The organism is Streptomyces sp. NPDC020681 (genome assembly GCF_044334895.1).
Classification (GTDB): Bacteria; Actinomycetota; Actinomycetes; order Streptomycetales; family Streptomycetaceae; genus Streptomyces.
Genome location: NZ_JBIRTX010000001.1, coordinates 222,213 through 237,625 on the forward strand (window position 1 = coordinate 222,213; position 15,413 = coordinate 237,625).

At 71.3% G+C, this 15,413-nt stretch carries 10 protein-coding genes and 1 pseudogene; 3 read left to right on the forward strand and 8 right to left on the reverse strand.

Features of this window, described 5'->3' with window-relative positions:
* Positions 1-413: 413 nt before the first annotated feature.
* A pseudogene (locus ACH4YL_RS00910) lies at positions 414-1,907 on the reverse strand (sugar ABC transporter ATP-binding protein); the annotation flags it as partial.
* Between the two features lie 164 nt (positions 1,908-2,071).
* On the opposite strand from ACH4YL_RS00910, the gene ACH4YL_RS00915 reads away from it, so the two are divergent.
* The 3 genes from ACH4YL_RS00915 (at position 2,072) to ACH4YL_RS00925 (ending at position 7,667) form a co-directional block, all read left to right on the forward strand.
* Positions 2,072-3,283: an ROK family transcriptional regulator gene (locus ACH4YL_RS00915; protein WP_398503458.1), complete on the forward strand. Its 1,212-nt coding sequence runs from the start codon at positions 2,072-2,074 to the stop codon at positions 3,281-3,283.
* Between the two features lie 105 nt (positions 3,284-3,388).
* Entirely contained in the window at positions 3,389-5,314 is a 1,926-nt protein-coding gene (locus tag ACH4YL_RS00920; RefSeq protein WP_398504348.1) for an N-acetylmuramoyl-L-alanine amidase, read from the forward strand.
* A gap of 166 nt (positions 5,315-5,480) precedes the next feature.
* Complete coding sequence (locus tag ACH4YL_RS00925; protein WP_398503460.1) at positions 5,481-7,667, forward strand: germacradienol/geosmin synthase; 2,187 nt, start codon at positions 5,481-5,483, stop codon at positions 7,665-7,667.
* A 4-nt stretch (positions 7,668-7,671) separates the two neighbouring features.
* Here ACH4YL_RS00925 and ACH4YL_RS00930 read toward each other — a convergent pair whose 3' ends face one another.
* The 7 genes from ACH4YL_RS00930 to ACH4YL_RS00960 all read right to left on the reverse strand — a co-directional run bounded on the left by ACH4YL_RS00930 (position 7,672) and on the right by ACH4YL_RS00960 (position 15,360).
* Complete coding sequence (locus tag ACH4YL_RS00930; protein WP_398503462.1) at positions 7,672-8,172, reverse strand: hypothetical protein; 501 nt, start codon at positions 8,170-8,172, stop codon at positions 7,672-7,674.
* A gap of 67 nt (positions 8,173-8,239) precedes the next feature.
* Positions 8,240-11,155, reverse strand: a complete 2,916-nt coding sequence (locus ACH4YL_RS00935; RefSeq protein ID WP_398503464.1) for an ATP-binding protein — start codon at positions 11,153-11,155, stop codon at positions 8,240-8,242.
* 164 nt (positions 11,156-11,319) lie between these two features.
* Entirely contained in the window at positions 11,320-11,670 is a 351-nt protein-coding gene (locus ACH4YL_RS00940; protein WP_398503466.1) for a hypothetical protein, read from the reverse strand.
* A gap of 103 nt (positions 11,671-11,773) precedes the next feature.
* A complete protein-coding gene (locus tag ACH4YL_RS00945) occupies positions 11,774-12,004 on the reverse strand; it encodes a DUF397 domain-containing protein (protein ID WP_398504350.1) in 231 nt (76 codons plus the stop codon).
* Positions 12,005-12,180: 176 nt separating this feature from the next.
* Complete coding sequence (locus tag ACH4YL_RS00950) at positions 12,181-13,347, reverse strand: thiolase domain-containing protein (RefSeq protein ID WP_398503467.1); 1,167 nt, start codon at positions 13,345-13,347, stop codon at positions 12,181-12,183.
* On the reverse strand, positions 13,340-14,404 hold the full coding sequence (locus tag ACH4YL_RS00955) for a thiolase domain-containing protein (RefSeq protein WP_398503469.1): 1,065 nt from the start codon (positions 14,402-14,404) through the stop codon (positions 13,340-13,342). Before ACH4YL_RS00955 ends, ACH4YL_RS00950 begins: the two co-directional genes overlap by 8 nt.
* The gene (locus tag ACH4YL_RS00960; protein ID WP_398503471.1) at positions 14,401-15,360 is read right to left on the reverse strand and encodes a Zn-ribbon domain-containing OB-fold protein; all 960 of its coding nucleotides are present in this window, start codon (positions 15,358-15,360) and stop codon (positions 14,401-14,403) included. The genes ACH4YL_RS00955 and ACH4YL_RS00960 overlap by 4 nt, the downstream gene beginning before the upstream one ends.
* Positions 15,361-15,413: the final 53 nt, after the last annotated feature.

A 15,413-nucleotide genomic window follows, 5' to 3' on the forward strand; every position in this document is an offset into this window, starting at 1 on the left:
CCGCGCACAAGCGGATCGGGGCTCGTCGCCAACTCGGCGGCTTCGCCGCCGGAGTGGCCGGTTCCCGGTGAGGTGCCATCGCCGTCGGGAGCCAACGGCGCGGCGTTGTCGGCACGACGATCCGAAACCGCGCCGGGCAGCGCGGCGTTGTCGGCTGTGGGAGCCGGACCGGACCCGGGCTCGGCCGGCCCGCCGCGTCCTGCGGCTTCGCCGCGGACGGAGGCTTCCCTGTCGGGGGCCGTCGATGAGCCGGCAGAGCCGACGCCCGGTCGGGCTGTGCCCGCAGCGTCGCCGCGCGGCGTTGCGCTGGGGCCCGTGGGCGGGGTCTTGGCCTGGTCTGCTTCGCCTTCTCGGCGATCACCGGGGGCGGCCGATGAGCCGGGCCGGGCGGCGCCTCCGGCGGCGGCACGACGAGCCGCATCCGCTCCCCCGGGCGGCGAGCCCACCGCGCCCGTCGCCACGTGCATGATCGACTCCTCCGACGCGCCCGCCGGGAGTTCGCCCGCCACGCGGCCCTCGGACATCACCAGGATCCGGTCGCTCATGCCGATCAGCTCCGGCAGTTCGGAGGAGATGATCAGCACCGCGAGGCCCTCGCGGGCGAGTTCGCGGACCAGTGTGTGGATCGCGGCCTTCGCGCCGACGTCGACGCCGCGGGTCGGTTCGTCGAAGAGCAGTACCTGCGGACGGGCCGCCAGCCACTTGGCGATGACGACCTTCTGCTGGTTGCCGCCGGAGAGGTACTGCGCCTGCTGGTCCTCGCCACGGGATTGGAGGCGGACGCGTTCGAGGAGCGCGGTGATCTCGCGGCCGGCCGGCGGGCGGGCGCGGGAGGGGACCGCGCGGGTGACCAGGAGAGCGTTGTCGCGCACCGACTGGCGCAGGGCGAGGCCCTCCGCCTTGCGGTCCTCGGTGACGAGCGCGATGCCGGCGGCGATCGCGTCGCGCGGCCCGGCCGGCCGCAACGGCCTGCCGCCGACCGTCATGTCGCCCGCTTCGAACGGCGCCGCTCCGAACAGCGCCCGGGCCAGCGAGGTGCGGCCCGAGCCCTGGAGGCCCGCGACGCCGACGACCTCTCCGGCCCGGAGTGTGAGGTCGATGCCGGAGATCCGGTCGTTGCCGCCGCCGGTGACGGTGAGGCGTTCGGGCCCGATCTCCTCGGGCCGGGCCCGCGGCGGGTAGTACGCGGTCAACTCCCGCCCCACCATGGCGCGTACCACCTGATCCGAGTCGGTGCTCGCCGTGTCGACGGTGCAGACCCGGCGGCCGTCCTTGAGGACGGTGATCCGCCGCGACAGGTCGAACACCTCTCGCAGCCGGTGCGAGATGTACAGGATGCCGAGGCCGCGCCGGGCGAGCCGGCGCACCAGGCCGGAGAGGAGTTCGACCTCGTGGTCGGCGAGCGGCGCGGTGGGTTCGTCCATGACCAGTACGCGTACGTCCGAGGCGAGCGCCTTGACGATCTCGACGGTCTGCTGCCGGGCCACGGAGAGGTCGCGGACGAGTGTGCGCGGAGTGATGCCGGTCTCGTCGAGTTCCGCGAGGAGTTCGGCGGTCCGGCGCTCCATGGCTCGGCGGTCGACGAGTCCGTACCGCGTCGGCTCGCGGCCCAGGAAGACGTTCTCGGCGACGCTGCGGTGTGCGAGAAGCGCGAACTCCTGGTGGATGATGCCGATTCCGGCGGCCTGCGCCTGCGCCGGGTGACTGAAGGCGTGCTCGGTTCCGTCGATGGTGATGGTCCCGGCGTCCGGGACGTACTCCCCCGAGAGGATCTTCATCAGGGTGGACTTCCCGGCGCCGTTCTCTCCCACCAGAGCGTGTACTTCGCCGGGTTGGAGGTCGAGCCCCACATCGTGGAGCACACGCACCCCGAGAAAGCTTTTGGACACGCCGTGCATCGTCAGCATCGCCTGCTCCTTGGGCAGCGGTCTGCAGAGCAATGTCCTGAGTGCTCTTTGACCTGTCAAGAGCCCAAGCAGCCTTCGTCACAAGCGAATTGGACCGGACTTACGCCGATGAACGAACAACATCCGCCTTGTGAGCAGCGGAAGTCGTCCCTATGGTTTCTGCCATGTCTACGCCGCAGGACCACAGCGCCTCGGCCGCCGCGCACTCGCCCGGCGACGTGCTCGCACTGATCAGCTCGGGGGCCGCCGCAACGCGCGCGGATGTCGCCCGGATCACCGGGCTGGCCCGCTCCACCGCCTCGCAGCGGGTCGATGCCCTGATCGCGCACGGCTTCGTCGACGAGACAGCGGCGGAGGCCGGCACGTCCACCGGCGGCCGGCCGCCGCGCCGGCTCCAACTGCGCACCGTGGAACACGCCGTGGCGGGCGTGGACCTCGGCGCGTCGCACTGCCGCGTGGCGCTGATGGACATCGGCGCGGCGACCCTGGCCACCCGGGAGGATCCGCTGTCCATCGCGGACGGCCCGGATTCGGTGCTGCGCCATGTGGAGCGGACGCTGCACGCGCTGCTGAAGGAGGCGGGCCGGGAGCCGGGGACGCTGCGGTCGATCGGCGTGGGCGTGCCGGGTCCGGTGGAGTTCTCCACGGGCCGTCCGGTGGATCCGCCGATCATGCCGGGCTGGCACCAGTATCCGATTCCGGAGTTCTTCGCCTCCCGCTTCGGGGTGCGCGCGCTCGTCGACAACGATGTGAATGTGATGGCGCTGGCGGAGCAGCGTCGCGCCTTCCCGGACACCCGCTATCTGCTGTACATCAAGGTGGGCACGGGCATCGGCTGCGGCATCGTGGCGGACGGCCGGCTGCACCGGGGAGCGCAGGGCTGCGCCGGCGACATCGGCCACATCAGGGTCGGCGACGAGGAACAGCCGTGCCGCTGCGGCAATTCGGGGTGTCTGGAGGCGGTCGCGGGAGGCGCGGCACTCGCGGCCCGGCTCTCGGAGCTGGGGCTGAACGCGGCGTCGGGCAGCGATGTCGTACATCTGGTGAAGTCCGGCAACCGCGACGCGGTGCGCATGGTGCGCGAGGCGGGCCGCGCGGTCGGCGAGGTGCTGGCGAGCCTGGTGAACTTCTTCAACCCGGACACGGTGGTGCTGGGTGGAGCGCTGGCGGCCGTGCACGACCAACTGCTCGCGGGCGTACGAGAGGCGGTCTACCGCCGCTCGCATCCGCTGGCCACGCATGTGCTGCGGATCGAGCCGAGCCGTACGGGTGAGGACGCGGCCGCGCTCGGTGCGGGAATCCTCGCGATCGAGCACGCGCTGTCGCCCACCCAGGTGGATCGTCAGCTGGCTTCGATCTCCCGTGTCGGGGCGTGATTGACGGATCGTCGGGGAGCCGATACCCCTGTAGTCGAGTTCTGGCCAGAGGAGGCTGCCTTGCAGGGATCCGCTGCCGTACGACCGGGAACCACGCGCCGCCGGATGCTGAGAGCAGGCGGCGCGGTGGCATCCGCCGCGCTGCTGCTGCCGCTGGTGTCGGCCGGCCCGTCCGCGACTGCCGAACAGCCCCCGCCCGGTGCGCTGCAACGCGACTTCGCCGAGGCCGCAGCCGCCTACCGGGTGCCGCAGAGCGTGCTGCTCGGCGTCTCGTATCTGCAGTCCCGCTGGGACGCGCACGGCGGTGCGGCGAGCGTCACCGGCGGCTACGGGCCGATGCATCTGACCGACGCCAGAACCGCGCTGGCCGAGGCTCCGCACCATTCGCACGGCAGCGAGGACCCGCGCGGCGACGATGCCCGCGGCACGCTCGAACGCGCCGAAGCGGCGCTGCCGAAGGCCGCTGAACTCCCGCCCCGGCTGCGTACGTTGGACCGGGCCGCCGAGCTGTCGGGCCACACGGCCGAGCAGCTGCGGGACAATCCGGCCGCCAATGTGCGCGGCGGCGCGGCGCTGCTCGCCGACGCGCAGCGCAAGCTGGGCCGGCCACTGAGCCAGGACCCGGCCGACTGGTACGGAGCGGTCGCGCGCTTCTCCGGCGCCGACGACATCGCGACCGCGACGACCTATGCCAACGATGTCTTCGAAGTGATCCGCTCGGGCGAGTCGCGCACCACGGACAGCGGCCAGCGGGTCACGCTGCCGGCCGAGAGGTCCGCGGTGCCCGATCCGGCGCAGACCGCGTGGCTCGGGCTGCGCACCGCCGACGCGCGGCGCACCGAGTGCCCGCCGACGGTGGCGTGCGAGTGGATCCCGGCGCCGTACGAGGAGTTCGGCGACGGCGACTACGGCAACCACGACAAGTCGGACCGCCCCAAGTCCCAGAAGATCGACTACATCGTCATTCACGACACCGAGGCGACCTGGGACACCACTCTGAAGCTGGTGCAGGACCCGACGTATGTGTCGTGGCAGTACTCGCTGCGCTCGTCCGACGGGCACATCGCGCAGCATCTGCCGCTGAAGGACGTCGGCTGGCACGCGGGCAACTGGTACGTCAACGCCAAGTCGGTGGGCCTGGAGCACGAGGGCTTCCTCGTCTCGCCCGACGCCTGGTACACGGAGGCGATGTACCGCACCTCCGCGCGGCTGGTGCGGTATCTGACACAGCGGTACGACATTCCGCTGGACCGGCAGCACATTCTCGGCCACGACACTGTGCCGGGCACCACCACCGCGACGATCCGCGGCATGCACACCGACCCCGGACCGTACTGGGACTGGGCGCACTACTTCACGCTGCTCGGCAAGCCGTTCAAGCCGACGGCGGGACCCGGCAGCGCTGTCGTCACCATCCGCCCCGACTACGCGAAACACCAGCCGGTGTACACGGGCTGTGTGAAGGCGGGCGAGGCGTGTGTGCCGCACGGCTCCGGCGCGGTGCGGCTGCACACCGCGCCCGCGGACGACGCGCCGCTGGTGAAGGACATCGGACTGCGTCCGGGCGGCGAGGACTCCACGACCGGCGTCAACGACACGGGCGCGCGGGCCTCGACCGGCCAGCAGTACGCGGTGGCCGGCCGGCAGGGCGACTGGACGGCGATCTGGTACCTGGGCCAGAAGGCGTGGTTCCACAATCCGCGCAACCAGCCGACGGCGGTGAACGCCCGCGGAGCGCTGCTCACTCCGAAGGCGGGCCTGGCCGAGATCCCGGTCTACGGGCGCGCCTATCCGGAGGCCTCCGCATATCCGGCCACAGTGCCGGTGCAGGCGGTCTCTCCGCTGCCGTACAAGCTGTTGGCCGGGCAGAGGTATGTGACGGGCGATCTGACGCCGGGCGAGTACCTGTACGCGACGACGTTCGACACGACCGGGCATCAGGTGGTGCGCGGCAAGGAGATGTACTACGAGATCCAGTTCGGGCACAGGGTCGCCTTTGTGAAGGCGGCGGATGTGCGGGTGCTGAGGTAGATCGCGGTGCGCCACCGGCCCCGGTTGCTGGTGGCGCACCGACTGAGGGCCTCAAGTCCCCACCCTTTGTGGGCTTGTGTGACTAATGGGCGTGATGCGTGGGCTGTATGGGCGACGGGTAGGGCTGGCCCGGTAACGCTCCGCCCACCCGAAAGGTCTCGCACGCATGGCACAGCCCTTCGTCCTGCCGGACTTCTACGTGCCGCATCCGGCGCGCCTCAATCCCCATGTCGACTCGGCCCGTTCGCACACCAGGGAGTGGGCGCGCGGGATGGGGATGCTGGAGGGCTCCGGCATCTGGGAGGAGCGCGATCTCGACGCGCACGACTACGCCTTGCTGTGCGCCTATACGCACCCCGACTGCGACGCTGACGCGCTGTCGCTGGTGACCGACTGGTATGTGTGGGTCTTCTTCTTCGACGACCACTTCCTGGAGATCTTCAAGCGGACGCAGGACCGGGAGGGCGGCAAGGCCTATCTGGACCGGCTGCCCGCCTTCATGCCGCTGGATCCTTCGCAGGCCACGCCCGAGCCGACCAACCCGGTCGAAGCCGGTCTCGCCGATCTGTGGTTGCGGACGGTGCCGAGCATGTCGCCCGCCTGGCGCGCCCGGTTCGCGGAGTCCACGAGAAACCTTCTCAACGAATCGCTGTGGGAGCTCTCCAACATCAACGAAGGACGGGTCGCCAATCCCGTCGAGTACATCGAGATGCGCCGCAAGGTCGGCGGCGCCCCGTGGTCGGCGGGGCTTGTGGAGTACGCGGCAGGGGCCGAGGTGCCCGAGTCCGTGGCCGGTTCACGGCCGTTGCGCGTCCTCACCGACGCCTTCTCCGACGGCGTTCATCTGCGCAACGACCTTTTCTCGTACCAGCGGGAGGTGGAGGACGAGGGCGAGTTGAGCAATGGCGTGCTCGTGCTGGAGACGTTTCTGGCCTGCACGACACAGGAGGCCGCCGAAGCCGTCAATGATCTGCTGACGTCCCGGCTGCACCAGTTCGAGAACACCTTCTTCACCGAACTCGGCCCGCTCTGCGTCGAGAAGGGCCTCGATCCGGCCCAGACCGCCGCCGTACTCGCCTATGTGAAGGGCCTGCAGGACTGGCAGTCCGGCGGCCACGAGTGGCACATGCGGTCAAGTCGCTATATGAACAAAGAGATTGAGCTCAGCCGGTCTCCGTTCGACGGTGTTCTCGGCACCTCGGCGCTCGACATCAGGGCGCTGTTCGGCCGTCCCGCCGCGGCTCGGGTGCGCGGCCTCACCCATGTACCGCACCAGCACATCGGCCCGTCCCTGCTGCCGGACTTCGACCTGCCGTTCCCGCTGACGATCAGCCCGCACCACCAGGACGCGCTGGAAAAGTCCGTCGAGTGGACGGCCCGGATGGGGCTGCTCGGCGACCTCTGGGACGAGCAGAAGCTGCGGGGCTTCGACTTCGCGCTGTGCTCGGCGGGTCTCGACCCGGACGCCACCCCTGAGGAGCTGGAGCTCAGCGCCGAGTGGCTGACCTGGGGGACGTACGGCGACGACTACTACCCCGTCGTCTACGGGCAGCCGCGCAATCTCATCGGCGCGAAACTGTGCACCGAGCGGCTGATCGCCTGCATGCCGGTGGCCGATCCGGCCGCGGGCGCCGCGGTGGCGGTCAGCCCGATGGAGCACGGTCTCGCCGATCTGTGGGCCCGGACGGCGGGCCCGATGGAGCCAGGGGCGCGTCAGGCCCTGCACCACGCGATCGCGGTGATGCTGGAGAGCTGGCTGTGGGAGCTGCACAACCAGGCGCAGCACCGCATTCCCGATCCGGTCGACTACACGGAGATGCGCCGGCTGACCTTCGGTTCCGATCTCACGATGCTGCTCTGCAGGCTGCGGCACGAGCAGCAACTGCCGCCGGAGGTGCTGCGCAGCGCGACGGTGCGCACTCTGGAGAGCTCGATCGCCGACTACGCCTGCCTGATCAACGATCTCTTCTCCTACCAGAAGGAGATCGAGTTCGAGGGCGAGGTGCACAACGCGGTTCTGGTGGTGCAGTCGTTCTTCGACTGCGACTATCCGACCGGTGTGCGCATCGTCGACGACCTGATGCGTGGACGGCTGCGGCAGTTCCTCCATGTCAAGGAGAACGAACTGCCCGTCCTGTACGAGGACTTCGGGCTGGACGACGGCGGCAGGGCCGCGGTCGACGCCTATGTGCGGGAGCTGGAGGACTGGGCCGCCGGCATCCTCAACTGGCACCGGGGCGTGCGCCGTTACCGGGAGGAGGATCTGCGCCGGGACGACAGCGCGCCGCCGCTGTGGGCCGGTCCGACGGGGATCGGCACCGCGGCGGCCCGCGTGACCGCGCTGCTCGGATGAACGTTCAGCCCTGCTGGAAGAGCTCCGCGGGCAGCGGCTTCAGCAGCGCGTACAGATCGTCCGTGATCGGCCGGTCCCAGCTCGCGATGGTGACCAGGACATTGTCGCTGCGGTCGAACTGCACGCAGGAGATGCGGCTCTCGGAGAGCTTCAGCCTGCGCACGATCAGCAGGTTGTCCCCCTGCATCACCGGCATGTCCTCGGTCTCCACGACCTCGACGGGCTCGTCGTTCTCCAGGGCCAGCAGCAGCTGGGCCACCTCGAACGGAACCTGTCCGTCGCCGAGCTCACGGGCCGGCGAGCCCTCCGGCAGATTGCCGATGATCATCGCCGGGCCACGGCCTCCGAACAGGTCGTAGCGCAGGAAGACGCCCTGGCAGGAGCCGTCCGGAGCGGGCAGCAGACCCGCGCCGAGATTTCCGGGCCAGTCCCCCGGGTCCATGGCCAGGACATCGAAGTCCGGGCCCGCGGGGGTGGCGGCGCTGCGGCGGCGGAGGAAGGACATACCGCCATGGTACGTGTCGGCGCGGGCCCGGCCGAGCCGGGGCCGGGGCCCCTTCGGCCGCCGTCGGTCACGGTGCACGACCACCTCCCGGGCCCTCGGGGGAACTCTCTCCGATGGCCTGGGCAAGGCCCGCGGCATCGGTGCCGATCTTCCGGTAAACGGCGGAGAGAAGCCTGGTCACGGCCTGTTCGTCGAGCTGGAGAGCGGCGGCGACCGAAGCCTTGTCCTGGCCTCGGACGGTCAGTACGGCCGCGGTCCGCTCACGGGTGGTGAGGGCGTCGGTCTCGATGGCGCGCAGCCTGCGCGGCCGCAGCCCGGCCGCGGCGAGTTCGTCGCGGGCGGCGTCCGCGAGCCCGTCCGCGCCGCACTGGCCGGCAGCCTCCAGGCCGCGGTAGAGATGCTCGGCGGCTTCCTTTGTCATGCCCGTGCGGCGCAGGTGCGTGCCGAGGTCGACCAGGGCCCTGGCCAGTTCGTACGCGGCGGGTGAGCGCTCCAGGTGGGCCACGGCCTCGGTCAGATACGCGGTGCGTTCGCTGCCGCCGCAGACCTCGGCGGCGACCCGCAGGGCCTGGCCGATCCCGGACGCGGTGGCATATCGGCGGGCGCGTTCGACCGCTTCCAGAGCGGTCGCGCGGGCTCGCTCCGGGGCGTCGTGGGCCTCGGCGAGCGCGAGGTGGAGCTGCCAGGGGCACCAGGCGGGATTGCGCATGCCGCGCGGGTCCAGCCGCCGGCCCGCCGCAGACAGCTCGACGGCCGCCTCCTTGTTGCGGCCACGGGCCAGCAGCAGCTCTCCGTAGACGGTCTGCGAGTCGGGGAAGGTCACGGCCGCCGGGAAGGGGTCACCGAAGTCGTGGTCCTCGGCGACGTGCACCGCCTCGTCGATGCGGCCGCGGGCCAGCAGGACCTCGATGAGGACGCCCGCCGCGTACCACTCCGCGGGAGCGCGGTGGCCGACGCGCTCGGCGAGCCGCAGTCCGGCGCGTACGAAGTCCTCGGCCTCGGCCAGCCGTCCTCGGCGGTAGCGGATATAGGCGAGCAAGGTGTACGCGAACGACAGATGCGCGCCACGCCAGCCCTGGCGCTCGAACTCGGCGGTCCCGGCGGCGAACAGTTCCTCGGCCCGGCCGGGCCGGTCGGCGTACAGGAAGGTGAGGGCGACGAGGACCGGGACTTCGAAGCCGCGGTCCTCGACGGCCCAGCTCAGTCCTCCGCGGAGGGCGCGTTCGGCGTGGCGCAGCGCGACGGGTGCGGGCTCGGCGCGCAGCGTGGCGTCCCAGGCGCGCAGGCCGATGATGTACCGCTCGGTGAGATCGCGGCCGGTGAGCCGGTCGGCGAGCCGGGTCAGCCGGCGGGAACGGGCCGGCGAGTCGGGTTCGTCGGCGCGGAACGCGTCCCACATGAACTTCTCGGCCTGCATCCGCAGCCGGGTGCGCGGATCGGTGGTGCGGCGTGCCTCCCGGGCCAGCGTGTCGGAAGCCTCGCCGAGCCGGTCGGAGTGGGCGAGGACCTGTGAAAGCCGGTAGACGATGCCGTGGCGCATGGCCGGGTCGGCGATCGGTTCCTCGAGCGCGGCGCGCAGGTGGTTGACGGTGGTGGCGGGTTCGGTGAGCAGGGACGCGCAGCCGAGTTCGAAGAGGACGGCGGCCCGGTCCTCGAAGGGCGGGGGTTCGCGCAGCGCACGGGCGAGCAGTCGGCATGCCGCGTCCGGGGCTCCGGAGCGGAGCGTTTCACGGGCCGCGTCACGCAGCTGGCGGACCACCCACGGGTCGCCCTCGGGGTGGGTCTCCATGAGATGGCGGGCGGCGGCCGTGGGGCCGAGGCCGGCGTCGACGACGGCCCAGGCGGCCTGGCCGTGGAGTGCGACGCGTACGGCGTCCGGGATGGCGCGGTAGACCGCGGTCGCGATCAGCGGATGGACAAATTCGAGCGTGGCCGAGCCGGCGAGGATACGGGCGTCGCGCAGCCGGTCGGCGGCGTCGGCGGCCTCTTCACTACCGAGTCCGGCGACGGCGGCGGCGAGCGCCGGCTGGATCTCGGTGCCGAGTACGGCTCCGGCCCAGGCGAAGCGGACCGTGGATGCGCCGAGGCGCTCGAGACGGGAGACCAGGCCGCTGCCCTTGACCGCGGCGGCGAGATCGCGCAGCAGATGCGCGCCGGCTTCGTTGGGTTCGATGCCTCGGTCGCGGATCTTGGCGGCGAGTTCGACGGCTTCGAACGGGTTGCCGGCGGTGACCGCCCAGCACTCGCGGCAGAACGCGTCGTCGGCGTGGGCCCCGAGCAGGTCGCGCACCAGCTTGCCGACGGCCGGTGCGGTGAGCGGTTCGAGGCCGATCGGCCGCTGTCCGGCGCGGCCGGGCAGACCGCGGAACTCCCGGGCATGATCGGGGAGTTCATCGGGCCGGTAGGCGACCACCAGCAGCATGGGCAGCTCTTCGGCGCGCGGCGCGAAGGCGGCGAGCCAGCTCAGCGACTCGGGGTCGGCCCAGTGCGCGTCGTCGAGCACAAGAACGAGAGGCGCGCGCTGGACGGCGAGATGGGTCAGGACCCAGTCGAGGCCGTCACGCAGGCCCTGCGGGTCGGGCGGCGAGCCCGCCTCGGCGGTGCACAGTCCGAGCGCGGGCCCGACGATGGCGTACCAACTCCCCAGCTGCATCCGGAGCGCGGCTTCGGAGGACCCGGCGAGCTGGGGCTGGATCAGCTGGCGGGCGACATGGAAGGCGACCCGCTGTTCCTGGTCGCCGCCGCGCGCGGAGAGCACGGTGCAGCCCTGGGCGGAGGCGCGCCGGCGCACTTCGGCGAGCAGGGTCGTCTTGCCGAGTCCCGCGGGTCCGGCGAAGGCAAGCAGCGCACCACGCGGTCGCTCGGGCGGATCGACGTCCTCCGCGTGCAGCCCCAGCAACTCGTCCAACGCCTCGTCCACGGCGGCCAGTTCGGCGTCGCGTTCGAAGAGACGGCGTCTGATCGCGCCGGCACGTCGCGTCATGTGCACCCCCACGGACGGGCGCACGCCCGGCGCGGGGAAGAGCTGCCGGACACACGTCCTTGAGGCACCTCAGCGTACGCCCGCGGAGGGTTGTGCGGACCTCTCCGGAGAAAAGGGGTGGTACGAAAGCGCTGTCCGGAGCGATCCGTTGGCCTCCTGTGGTATCAGGCGGAGGTCTGCGCCGGGCCGAGTCCGGTGGGCGCCGTCCCGTTGATCTTCTCGATCGCCTGCCGGGCGTGCTCACCCGGAGTGCGGGCGGTCAGCGAGGACACGGACGACGGCACGGTCTGCTGGGGGCGCTCCGCCGGGGGCCGGGCATGTGTGGCGGTGGTCCGGTTGCGCAGCCGGTGGCCGGCCGCCTCGTCCAGGCTCACCGGACGCTGCATCTGGGCGGCGAGCCGGCCCGCCTCCTGTCCCAGCGCTGCGACGTCCTCCCACTGCAGTCGGACCACCAGCCGGAGTTCGGCCTCTCCGTCCGGGAGGGCTTGAAGAGAAGGGTTGACGGCGTCGTTCATGGGCTGACCTCACGTTCCTGGAACGGAATCCTCGCTGGACGCTGCGTACCCCGCACCCGGGGCACGCAGAGTCATACGAGAGCCAGACCCCGCGCGTTCACCGTCAGGTGAGGTCGAACTCCCCGTCGCGGGCGTTCAGGACGAAGGCACGCCACTCCGCCGGCGTGAAGATCAGCGACGGGTTCTCCGGCTTCCCCCCGTTGCGCATCGCGATGAAACCCTCGACGAAGGCGATCTGGACGTCCCCCGTTCCCTGACTGCTCGACTGCCAGTCGGCGTTGCTGAGGTCGAGTTCAGGCTTGTCCCAGCCCGAAAACATCTGCGTGGTGGTCATGCTCTCGGTCACGTCCGTGCTCCTCCCGCATCGTCTCCGGCTCACACTAGCGATCGTCCCCGGCATGGGACAGGCCGCGGAGGAAGGACCGGGGACCGGCCGGGCCGACACGCCGTGCCCGGGACGTATCGGGTGGTCGGCGTGTCGGGTGGCCGGTGTGTCAGGTGGTCGGTGTGTCAGGTGGTCGGTGGCTCGGCGCCGACGAGCCACATGGAGAAGAACTGCGATCCTCCACCGTAGGCGTGTCCGAGAGCCTTGCGGGCTCCGTCGACCTGGTGCTCGCCCGCCTGTCCGCGGACCTGGAGTGCGGCCTCGGCGAAGCGGATCATGCCGGACGCGCCGATCGGGTTGGTGGACAGCACACCGCCCGACGGGTTCACGGGCAGATCGCCGTCGAGTTCCGTGACACCGGACTCGGTCAGCTTCCAGCCCTCTCCCTCGGCCGCGAAGCCCAGGTTCTCCAGCCACATCGGCTCGTACCAGGAGAAGGGCACGTACATCTCCACGGCGTCGATCTCGCGCCGCGGATCGGCGATGCCGGCCTGCCGGTAGACGTCGGCCGCGCAGTCCTTGCCCGCCTGCGGCGAGACGAAGTCCTTGCCGGCGAACATCGTCGGCTCGCTGCGCATGGCGCCGCCGTGCATCCAGGCCGCCGGCTGCGGCGCGCGCGAAGCACCGGCGCGGTCGGTGAGGACCATCGCGCACGCGCCGTCGGACGACGGGCAGGTCTCGGAGTAGCGGATCGGGTCCCAGAGCATGGGCGACGCCTGGACCTTCTCCAGGGTGATGCCGTGTTCGTGCAGATGGGCGTACGGATTCTTCAGCGCGTTGCGGCGGTCCTTGTACGCGACGAGCGAGCCGACCGTGTCGGGGGCTCCGGTGCGGCGCATATAGGCCCGGATGTGCGGTGCGAAAAAGCCGCCCGCGCCCGCGAGCAGCGGCTGCTGGAACGGGACGGGCAGCGAGAGGCCCCACATGGCGTTGGATTCGGACTGTTTCTCGAAGGCGAGCGTCAGCACGGTCCGGTGCACCCGCGAGGCGACCAGGTTGGTGGCGACGAGTGCGGTGGAGCCGCCGACCGAGCCCGCGGTGTGCACGCGCAGCATCGGCTTGCCGACCGCTCCGAGCGCGTCGGCGAGATACAGCTCCGGCATCATCAGGCCCTCGAAGAAGTCGGGTGCCTTGCCGATGACCACGGCGTCGATGTCGGACCAGGTCAGCTGGGCGTCGTCCAGGGCGCGTCGGGCCGCTTCGCGGACGAGTCCCGCGATGGACACGTCGTGGCGCGCGGCGACGTGCTTGGTCTGGCCGATGCCGACGACGGCGACGGGCTCCTTAGGCATCGGAGGCCTCTCCTTCGAGTACGGCGACGAGGTTCTGCTGGAGGCAGGGCCCGGACGTGGCGTGCGCGAGGGCCCGGTCGGACTCGCCGCGGTGGATGCGGGCGGCGGCTTCGCCGAGGCGGATCAGACCGGCGGCCATCACCGGGTTGGCGGCGAGCGCTCCGCCGGACGGATTCACTCTCACCCTGTCGTCGAGGTTGAGGGCTCGGCGCAGGACGATCTCCTGCGAGGTGAACGGCGCGTGGAGTTCGGCGGTGTCGACGGGACACTCGAAGGCCCCGGCTCGTTCGGCGGCGAGCCTGGTGGAGGGCGAGTCGGTCAGATCGCGTACGCCGAGGCTGTGCGCCTCGATCCGGTGGTCCATGCCGCGGATCCAGGCCGGGCGCTCGCACAGTTCACGGGCCCGGTCGCCGGCCGCGAGGATCACGGCCGCCGCGCCGTCACCGATCGGCGGGCAGTCCCCGGTCCGCAGCGGCTGAACGACGTATTCGCCCGGCGGGACGGAACCGCTCAGCTGCGCGTGCGGATTGGAGACCGCGTCGGCGCGACTGCGGGCGGCGACGCCCGCGAGCGCCGGCTCGTCGGCCGCTCCGGCGTCGATCAGCGCCTGAGCCTGGAGTGCGGCGAGTGACACGGAGTCGGGCCAGAGCGGTGCGAGGTAGTACGGGTCGAGCTGCCGGGTCAGCACATCGCGGACCTGGCCGGGCGAGGACTTTCCGTAGGCGTAGACGAGTGCGGTGTCGGCCTCGCCGGTGAGGATCTTCACCCAGGCCTCGTACAGGGCCCACGCGCCGTCCATCTCCACATGGGACTCGGATATGGGCGGCCAGGCTCCGACTCCGTCGAGCGCCATGGTGAAGGAGAAGGCGCGTCCGGCGAGATAGTCGGACGAGCCGGAGCAGGTGAAGCCGATGTCGCCGGTCTTCAGTCCGGTCTGGTCCAGCACGCTGTGCAGGACCGGCATCAGCATCTCGACCTCGGAGAGCGCGTCGCTGTGGCGCAGATGGTCGGTCTGCGCGAAGGCGACGATCGCGACGTCCCTGGCGTACCGCGTCACAGCAGCTCCTTGTACGTGTCGTAGTCGGCGTCCGGCTCGCCGGTGGGCCGGTAGTGGTCGGGGTAGCGGCTCTCCGCGCTCCACACCGGTTCCACCCGCAGACCCTCGCGCACCTGGTCGTACGGGATGCCGCCGATCCGTCCGTGCAGGGCGAGGTCGGCTCCGTCGAGCGCGATGTGCGCGTACACGTACGGCACTTCGATGTCGAGGTTCTTGGCCTTGATGTTGACGATGCAGTACGTGGTGACGGTGCCGCGCGGGCCGACCTCGACCTGCTCGGCGGTGGCGACGCCGCAGGTGGGACAGGCGCCACGGGGCGGGACGTACACCTTGCGACAGGACGGGCAGCGCTCGCCGACGGTCCTTCGGTCGGCGAGCGCGTGGATGTAGCCGGCCTGCGCGCGGCCGGGCGCGTAGGTGTAGTCGAGGCGGGCGGCTGCGACGATGCCGGTGACGGCGTCCTCGAACTCGCCGCTGTGGTCGCGTACTCCGGTGCTCGTCTGCCCTTCGTACGGCTCGAAGCAGGCGATGTCGGTGATGGCGCCGGTGCGCTCCTCGGCCCAGCGGACGCGGACCCGCATTCCGGTGTGCACGGCCTCGGGGCCCGGTGCGTCGAGGGCGTGCAGCAGCGCGGTGTCGGCCCCGTCGAGATTCACCAGCACCCAGGCGAACGGGGTGGCCAGCGGCTGGTCACGGCGCGGCGCGGGGTTCCAGGCCCAGGTGGTGACGGTGCCGGCGGAGCCGACCTCGACCAGGTCACGCAGTTCGTCGGCGGTGACCGGGTCGTACTCGACGGGCGGCACGAGGATCGTGCCGTCGCCGGTCCGCACGCCGAGGACGGTGCGCTCGCGCAGGCCGGTGAGAAAGGCGCTCTGCACGGGGCCGAGTGAGCGGGTGAAGGGGAACTCGACGACCAGCGGTGCGCTCAGCGTCTCCGGCGCGGGTGCGGCTGCCATGGGCGATGCTCCTTCCAAGGGGCTTCCACGGACTCCAGGGGGCTTCCGAGGCG

What these genes read in the sequence shown, in the direction of transcription:
- ACH4YL_RS00920 (WP_398504348.1), top strand. Translation starts at nt 3,389, where the DNA reads ATGCTGAGAGCAGGCGGCGCGGTGGCATCCGCCGCGCTGCTGCTGCCG.
- ACH4YL_RS00930 (WP_398503462.1), bottom strand. Translation starts at nt 8,172, where the DNA reads ATGTCCTTCCTCCGCCGCCGCAGCGCCGCCACCCCCGCGGGCCCGGAC.
- ACH4YL_RS00935 (WP_398503464.1), bottom strand. Translation starts at nt 11,155, where the DNA reads ATGACGCGACGTGCCGGCGCGATCAGACGCCGTCTCTTCGAACGCGAC.
- ACH4YL_RS00945 (WP_398504350.1), bottom strand. Translation starts at nt 12,004, where the DNA reads ATGACCACCACGCAGATGTTTTCGGGCTGGGACAAGCCTGAACTCGAC.
- ACH4YL_RS00915 (WP_398503458.1), top strand. Translation starts at nt 2,072, where the DNA reads ATGTCTACGCCGCAGGACCACAGCGCCTCGGCCGCCGCGCACTCGCCC.
- ACH4YL_RS00925 (WP_398503460.1), top strand. Translation starts at nt 5,481, where the DNA reads ATGGCACAGCCCTTCGTCCTGCCGGACTTCTACGTGCCGCATCCGGCG.
- ACH4YL_RS00950 (WP_398503467.1), bottom strand. Translation starts at nt 13,347, where the DNA reads ATGCCTAAGGAGCCCGTCGCCGTCGTCGGCATCGGCCAGACCAAGCAC.
- ACH4YL_RS00960 (WP_398503471.1), bottom strand. Translation starts at nt 15,360, where the DNA reads ATGGCAGCCGCACCCGCGCCGGAGACGCTGAGCGCACCGCTGGTCGTC.
- ACH4YL_RS00940 (WP_398503466.1), bottom strand. Translation starts at nt 11,670, where the DNA reads ATGAACGACGCCGTCAACCCTTCTCTTCAAGCCCTCCCGGACGGAGAG.